General features: G+C 61.8%; 1 pseudogene. It reads left to right on the plus strand.

Features of this window, described 5'->3' with window-relative positions:
* Positions 1–54: 54 nt before the first annotated feature.
* Positions 55–1,202: pseudogene (locus SB822_RS54500) on the plus strand (IS3 family transposase); the annotation flags it as partial.
* Positions 1,203–1,374: the final 172 nt, after the last annotated feature.

Consider the following 1,374-nt stretch of genomic DNA (forward strand, 5'->3'; position numbering starts at 1 on the left):
TGAAGTTGACCCAGAAAAACGGACATCTATCCTTTGGAGAAGGAGGTGCCGATTATGGGCAAGCATCGTACCCCGTACCCGGCGGAATTTCGGGCGCAAATGGTCGAACTGGTGAAGGCTGGACGCAGGCCGGAGGAACTGGAAAAGGAGTTCGAGCCGACTGCACAGACCATCTACAACTGGGTGGCGCAGGCTGATCGCGACACAGGCGTGCGGCATGACGGTCTGACCACAGCCGAACGGCAGGAGCTCGCACGGTTGCGTCGTGAAGTCCGGCAATTGAAGATGGAGCGCGACATACTCTCTCACGCGGCAGCCTGGTTCGCGAGGGAGACGGGATCCATTCCACCGAAGAGCGGTACGGATTCATGAAAGCGAACCGGGCCCGCTGGCCCATTGCGATGATGGCACGGCTGCTCGGCGTCTCGACAAGCGGCTATTACTCGTGGTTGGTGCGAGAGCCGGCGATGCACACACGTAGCGATGCGCAACTGCTCGCGCGTATCCGCACGCTACATGCGAGCTCGCGCGGCACGTATGGGGCACCGCGTATCCATGCGCAACTCGCGCGCGAAGGCGTACACGTGGGGCGCAAGCGGGTGGCGCGCCTCATGCGTATGGCGGGTTTGTGCGGGGCAAGCCGGCGGCGCTGGCCGCGCACCACACGGCCACGCGCAGGCGCCCGGCGTGCGCCTGATCTGGTGCGCCGGCACTTCAGTGCCGACGCGACAAACGTGCTGTGGGTCGCAGATGCGACCTATGTACCCACGGGCGAAGGATTCCTCTATCTGGCGGTCGTGCTGGATGTGTTCAGTCGTCGCATCATCGGCTGGGCGATGTCTAACCATCTGTACACCGAACTGATGTTACGCGCGCTGGACATGGCGTTGCAGCAACGACGCCATGACGGTGTGATTCTACATTCCGATCAAGGCTGTCAATACACGTCCATTGCCTTTGGACGGCGATGTCGCGAAGCAGGCGTACAGCCGTCGATGGGCACGGCCGGCGATGCCTATGACAACGCGATGTGCGAGTCGTTCTTCGGCACACTCGAAGCCGAACTGCTCTGTCGCGAACACTTCGCGACCCACGAACAGGCACGGCGGCGTGTGTTCTCGTTTCTGGAGAGCTGGTACAACATACACCGCCTGCACAGCAGCATCGGCTACTGCTCGCCGCTCGAGTTCGAAAATCTGCATGCGCAAGATCAAAGCTTATCGCCGCGCGGGTTGCCCACCGCCGGGCAGCGTCGTGGTCGTGACAGGCGACCCGCCGCCCGACCGTGGACAACCCGCGATTCAACCTTATCGGGAGGTGCCACACCGCATTAGACTCAACTGCAAATCTATCCGTCGAACCGGGTCAACTTCA

The organism is Paraburkholderia sp. SIMBA_054 (assembly GCF_046534875.1).
Taxonomy (GTDB): domain Bacteria; phylum Pseudomonadota; class Gammaproteobacteria; order Burkholderiales; family Burkholderiaceae; genus Paraburkholderia; species Paraburkholderia hospita.